The sequence below is a fragment of the Streptomyces sp. NPDC005070 genome (assembly GCF_053600395.1).
This window is the reverse complement of record NZ_JBSFZS010000236.1, coordinates 1-6093: the sequence shown is the minus strand read 5'-3', so window position 1 is coordinate 6093 and position 6093 is coordinate 1. Positions and strand designations below refer to the sequence as shown.

Sequence of the window (6093 nt, the reverse complement as noted above, 5' to 3'; positions counted from 1 at the left end):
GCAAGGTGCGCGCCGCCCCGGCCGTGCTCGACTCGCTGGCCGTCGTCTACAACAAGAAGCTGTTCCGGCAGGCCGGGGTCCCCTTCCCCAAGGCGGGCTGGAGCTGGGACGAGTTCACCGACACCGCCCGCAGACTCACCGATCCCGGGCGCGGGGTGTTCGGCACGGGCTGGCCGGGCACCGGCGACGAGGACACCGTCTGGCGGCTGTGGCCGATGATCTGGGACCTCGGCGGCGAGGTGGTCGCCGCCGACGGCAAGAGGATCGGCTTCGCCGAGCAGGGCACCCGGGCCCTCACGACGGTCGCCCGACTGGCCCACGACAAGAGCGTGTACGTCGACCCGAAGCCCGGCAGCGAGCAGATGTACCAGGTGTTCCTGAGCGGCCGGATGGCGATGGTGGCGACCGGACCCTGGCAGCTTCCGGACATCGTCACCGCGAAGGTCGACTACGACGTCGTCCCGCTCCCGACGTACAGCGGCAGGCCGGTCACCATCTCAGGGCCGGACACCTGGACCGTGTTCGACAACGGTTCCGCCCGTTCCCGCGCGGCCGTCGAGTTCGTGCGCTGGATGAACCGGCCGGCCCAGGACGCGCGCTGGGACGTCGCGGCGGGCAGCCTCCCGCTCTGCTCGGGCACCGCCAGGCGTCCGGAGTGGCGCGAGCACGCCCGGACGACCACCGGACTCGGCGTGTTCACCGACACCCTGGCCTCCGCCCGGGTCCGGCCCGTGCACGCGGCCTACCCGCAGATCTCCCAGGCGCTCGGCGCCGCGATCGTCTCGGTCCTCCTCGGCAAGGACTCCCCCGCCCACGCTCTCCGCCGGTGCGCCGACACGGCCGACGCGGCCCTGCTCATCCCCAGGTGACTCCCGCTCGTCCCCGGTGAACCCGACTTCAGACGTTCCCAGCCGACTTCCGGCTGAAGGAGGCCGTCATGTCCACCCTTCCCCGCGCCTTCACCGTCGTACCCGGCCCCGCGGTGACCCCTGCCGCCGCACGGCGCGCCGCCCGCCGCCGCGGCCGCCATGAGACGGCCACCGCCTGGGCCTTCATCGGCCCGGCGGTCGTCGTGATCCTCGGCCTGAGCATCGTGCCCGTCGTGTGGTCGCTGCTCCTGTCCTTCCGCGCCGACGATCTGGTCACCCCGGGCCGCTGGGTCGGCCTCGACAACTACCGGGCCCTGGCCCAGGACCCCAACTTCCGTACGGCCGTGGGCAACACGCTGCTGTACGCCGCCCTGTACGTGCCGCTCAGCCTGCTCGGCGGGCTGATGCTGGCCCTGGCGCTGAACCGGCGTATCCGGTTCATCGGCCTCTACCGCACGCTCGTCTTCGTTCCGTTCGTCGTCTCGGCGACCGCGCAGGGCGTGCTCTTCTCGTTCATCCTCGATCCCGAGTTCGGTGCCGCGAACTCCCTGCTGCACAAGCTCGGGCTGTCCCCGCAGGGCTTTCTCACCGACCCGGACCAGGCGATCTATCTGCTGGTGCTGATCTCGCTGTGGAGCGGTGTCGGGTTCTGCGTCGTCGTCTATCTGGCCGCGCTCCAGGACGTGCCGCCCGAACTCGTGGAGGCCGCGCGGATCGACGGGGCGGGCCGCTGGCGGGTGCTGCGCCACATCGTCCTGCCGACCCTCACCCCGGTCACCGTGTTCCTGCTGCTGTGGCAGCTCATCACGGCCCTCCAGGTCTTCGACCTGATCTATGTGACGACGAAGGGCGGCCCCCTCGGCTCGACCGGCGTGGTCGTCTACTTCGTCTGGCAGCAGGCGTTCCAGACGTTCACGGCGGGCTACGGGGCCGCGGCGGCGTACGTCCTCGCGGTCGCCCTGCTGGTGGCGGGCGGCGCGCTGCGTCTCGTACGACGCCGGCAGGAACGTACCGAAGGAGCGGTCCGATGAGTTCACCCACGCCCTCCCGGCGACGACCCAGCGGCCGGCATCTGCTGCTGGCGCCGCTGACCCTGTGCTTCGCGCTGCCGCTGGTGTGGCTGGTGCTCAGCTCGGTGATGTCCGACGCGGAGATCAACCGGTTCCCGCCCGCGCTGTGGCCGAAGGGGATCGACCTGGGCGGCTACCGGTATGTGCTCGGGAACGCGATGTTCCCCCGCTGGTTCGCCAATTCGCTGATCGTCGCGGTCGCGGCCGTGCTGTCGAATCTGCTGCTCGGGGCGCTCGGCGGCTACGCCTTCGCGCGGATGCGGTTCGCCGGATCGCGGACGCTGCTCGCCCTGATGCTCGCGACGATGGTGATCCCCTTCCAGCTCACGATGATCCCGACCTTCCTGGTGATGAAGGAACTGGGGCTCATCGACACGCTCGGCGCGCTGATCGTGCCCTCGCTCGTCACCCCGTTCGCGGTCTTCCTGTTCCGGCAGTTCTTCCTGGGGCTGCCCCGGGAGATGGAGGAGGCGGCCTGGATCGACGGGTGTTCGCGGCTGCGGGTGCTGTTCTCGATCGTGCTGCCGCTGGCCCGGCCCGCGCTGGCCACGGTCGCGGTGCTGACGTTCCTGAGCACCTGGAACGACCTGTCCTGGCCGCTCATCGCGATCAACCACGACACGCGGTACACCTTGCAGCTCGGTCTGACGACCTTCCAGGGACAGCACCACACGCGGTGGTCGGCGGTGATGGCGGGCAACGTCATCACCGTGCTGCCCGTGCTGGTCGCGTTCCTGCTCGCGCAGAAGACCTTTGTCCAGTCGCTCACTTCGAGCGGTCTGAAGGGCTAGGCCACCGTGAAATCCTTCGATCTCCTCGTCGTCGGCGACGCGAATCCGGATGTCGTCGTCGGCCCGTTGCGCGGCCCCCTGGAGTTCGGGCAGCGCGAACAGCTCGTCGAGCACGCGGGTCTGGTGCTCGGCGGCTCCGCCGCGATCATGGCGTGCGGGGCGGCGCGGCTCGGGCTGCGGGTCGCGTTCGCGGGCCGGGTGGGCGACGACCCCGCGGGCGCCTTCGTGCGCGAGGCGCTCGCCGGGCGCGGCGTCGACGTGGCCTTCCTGGCCACCGACCCGGTCCGGCCCACACCGCTCACGACGGTCGTCACCACCGGGGACGGGGACCGGGCCATCCTCACGGCGCCGGGCTGTCTCACCGCGACCGGCGCCGAGGACGTGCCGCCGGAGCTGATCGTGGCCTCCCGGCACGTGCACGCGGCCTCGTTCTTCCTGATGCCCCGTCTGGCGGGTTCTCTGGCACCGCTGTTCGCCCTGGCACGGGAGACCGGCGCGACCACGTCACTCGACACCAATGACGATCCGGCCGGCCGCTGGGACCCGGAACTCCTGCTTCCTGTCCTGGAGTTCACCGACTTCCTGCTGCCCAACGCGGCCGAGGCCTCGGCGCTGTCCGGGGCGGCCGAACCCGGCCCGGCCGCCGCCGTCCTGGCCGGCCGGGGACCGACGGTCGTGGTCAAGGACGGCGCGAACGGCGCCCTCGCCCACACCGGGACAGTGCTCACGCACGCGCCTGCCGTGGCCGTCGACCCCGTGGACACCGTCGGCGCGGGCGACAGCTTCGACGCCGGTTTCGTCGCCGCGACCCTGCGCGGACTCGACCTGCGCTCCGCGCTCACGGTGGCCGCGGCCTGCGGTTCGCTCTCGGCACGAGCGCACGGCGGCACAGCGGCACAGCCCACCTGGGACGAGGCCCTCGCCGCGGCCCGCGGGCACCTCCCCGCCGTTCCACCAGCCCTCCGCACCCGCGAGACCAGGAGTCCTTCATGAACGACGTCACCGCCCCCAAGATCGCCTTCATCGGAGCCGGGAGCGTGGTGTTCACCCAGGGGCTGCTGGCCGACCTGTTCACGTTCCCCGAACTCGCCCACGCGCGGATCGCGTTGCACGACATCGACCAGGAGCGGCTCGACACCGCCGAGGGCGCCGCCCGGTACATCGCCGACGTTCGCGGCGCGCGGCCCGTGATCACCGCGCATCGCGACCGCCGGGCGGCGCTGGAGGACGCCGACTTCGTCATCAACATCATCCAGGTCGGCATGGACGCCGCGACCCGCACCGACTTCGCCGTGCCCGCCCGCTACGGACTGCGCCAGACCATCGGCGACACCCTCGGCATCGGCGGCATCTTCCGGGCCCTGCGCACCTTCCCGGTGCTCCGCGCGCTCGCCTCCGACATGGCCGAACTCTGCCCGGACGCGCTGCTGTTGAACTACACCAACCCCATGGCGATGAACGTCCTCTATCTGAGCCGCATCGCCCCGAAACTGCGCGTCACCGGCCTGTGCCACTCGGTGCACTGGACGATGCACGACCTCGCCGAGCTCGTCGGCGTCCCCTTCGAGGAGGTCACCCATCTGGCCGCCGGGGTCAACCACCAGGCGTGGGTGCTGCGTTTCGAGCGCGCGGGCCAGGACCTCTACCCGCTCCTGGACGAGGCCATCGCCAAGGACCCGGAGCTGCTGCGCCGGGTCCGGGTGGACATGTACCGCCGCCTCGGCCACTACCCCACCGAGACGAGCGAGCACTCCTCGGAGTACGTGCCCTGGTACCTCCACCACGACAGCGAGATCGAGCGGCTCAGACTGCCGGTGGGCGCCTATCTGGACATCGTCGAGGAGAACGCGGCGAGCTACCGGCGCACCCGCGACGCCCTGGCCTCCGGCGTGCCCCTGCCCGTCGAGGGCACATTGGAGTACGCGCCGCAGATCATCCACAGCACCCTGACCGGCACCCCCCGCACGGTCTACGGCAACGTGCCCAACCGCGGTCTGATCGACAACCTCCCGGCGGACTGCGTCGTCGAGGTCCCCTGCCTGACGGACGCGCTGGGAGTGCGGCCGACCCGTGTCGGCGCGCTGCCCCCGCAGTGCGCGGCGCTGAACAGCGCGTACGTGTCCGTCAACGACCTGGTGGTCCGCGCCGCCACGGACGACGAGCCGCGCCACATCCGGCACGCCGCGATGGCCGACCCCGCGACGGCCGCGGCTCTCCCCGTCGAGCACATCTGGGACCTGTGCGACGACCTCGTACGGGCTCACGGTGATCTGCTCCAGCCCGGTCTGAGGGCGCTGCTGGGCCACTGAGCGGAGGCATGTCCGTTCACCGTCACCCTTAGGGGGTGAGGCCGGTGGGGCCCCGGGTGTCGCAGGCTCGGGGGTGAGTGGCTGCGGTCGCAGCCCGTGCAACGGAGGTCTCGCCATGGCAACCACCCAGCATCACACCCGCTCCAAGGCCACTCTGACGGCCGCGAGCGGCCTGATGATCTTCGCCTCGGTGATGCTGTTCGTCTCCGGCGTCCTGGACATCCTGCGGGGCGTCATGGCCATCGCCGAGGACGACGTCTTCGTCACCAGCCAGAACTACGTGTTCAAGTTCGACCTGACGAGCTGGGGCTGGATCCACCTGACACTCGGCGCGGTCGCCGTGGTCGTGAGCCTCGGCCTGTTCACGGCGGCCACCTGGGCCCGGGTGATCGGCGTCGGCATCGCCGCGCTGCTGATCATCGCCAACTTCCTCGACATCCCGTACTACCCCGTCTGGTCGCTGACGCTCATAGCCCTGTACGGATTCGTCATCTGGGCACTCTGCGTGGCACGGCCGGACTCGGACACGCCGTAGCCGACGACGGCGCCGGACCGGGCCGGGCCGGGCCGGGCTCGACCGGGCCGGGCCGGCGTCCGACGCGACGGGTCCGCGGCTCACAGGAGGTGCAGGTCGCGGGCCCGTCGTACGGCCTCGCCCCGGCGGGTCGCGGCGAGCTTGCGGTAGACGCTCTTGAGATGGGTCTTGACCGTGTTGACCGACAGATGCAGATCGGCCGCGATCTCGTCCCTCGACATCATCTGCGCCAGCCGCTCCAGCACCTCCCGCTCGCGCTCGCTGAGCGGTTCGATCACCGGCGCGATCAACGGTTCGTCACCCGCCCGCGGCGCCTGGCCGGCGCCCCGGACCGCGGCCGCCTCCGGGAGCCATTCATGGCCCTGGGCCAGCACGGGCCGGTGCCGCACGAAGGTCCGCAGCCAGGGGCCGGCCTCCAGGAACGGCCGCCTCAGATGCTCCGGCCTCGCCGTCCGCAGCCCGGACGGCGGAAGCCCACGCGGGCGCGGTCGAGGGCGTTTGACGAGGGCGCATTCGAGG

At 71.4% G+C, this 6093-nt stretch carries 7 protein-coding genes; 6 read left to right on the top strand and 1 reads right to left on the bottom strand.

Translation table 11 applies throughout. The annotated features are described in order from the left end of the window. The 6 genes from ACWEBX_RS36500 to ACWEBX_RS36475 form a co-directional block, all read left to right on the top strand. Nucleotides 1-869 (top strand): extracellular solute-binding protein (locus ACWEBX_RS36500; RefSeq protein ID WP_451889043.1); only part of this gene is annotated, 869 nt, incomplete at its 5' end. A 68-nt stretch (nt 870-937) separates the two neighbouring features. Further along, entirely contained in the window at nt 938-1900 is a 963-nt protein-coding gene (locus tag ACWEBX_RS36495; RefSeq protein WP_451889042.1) for a carbohydrate ABC transporter permease, read from the top strand. Then, on the top strand, nt 1897-2730 hold the full coding sequence (locus tag ACWEBX_RS36490) for a carbohydrate ABC transporter permease (RefSeq protein WP_451889041.1): 834 nt from the start codon (nt 1897-1899) through the stop codon (nt 2728-2730). Before ACWEBX_RS36495 ends, ACWEBX_RS36490 begins: the two co-directional genes overlap by 4 nt. A 6-nt stretch (nt 2731-2736) precedes the next feature. Next, nucleotides 2737-3723: a carbohydrate kinase family protein gene (locus ACWEBX_RS36485; RefSeq protein ID WP_451889040.1), complete on the top strand. Its 987-nt coding sequence runs from the start codon at nt 2737-2739 to the stop codon at nt 3721-3723. Then, nucleotides 3720-5039, top strand: a complete 1320-nt coding sequence (gene melA, locus ACWEBX_RS36480; RefSeq protein WP_451889039.1) for an alpha-galactosidase — start codon at nt 3720-3722, stop codon at nt 5037-5039. The genes ACWEBX_RS36485 and melA overlap by 4 nt, the downstream gene beginning before the upstream one ends. Nucleotides 5040-5154: 115 nt before the next feature. Then, a complete protein-coding gene (locus ACWEBX_RS36475) occupies nt 5155-5574 on the top strand; it encodes a DUF7144 family membrane protein (RefSeq protein WP_451889038.1) in 420 nt (139 codons plus the stop codon). A gap of 80 nt (nt 5575-5654) precedes the next feature. Here the strand turns inward: ACWEBX_RS36475 and ACWEBX_RS36470 are convergent. Continuing rightward, nucleotides 5655-6093: response regulator transcription factor (locus ACWEBX_RS36470; protein WP_451889037.1), on the bottom strand; the 439-nt coding region annotated here is incomplete at its 5' end.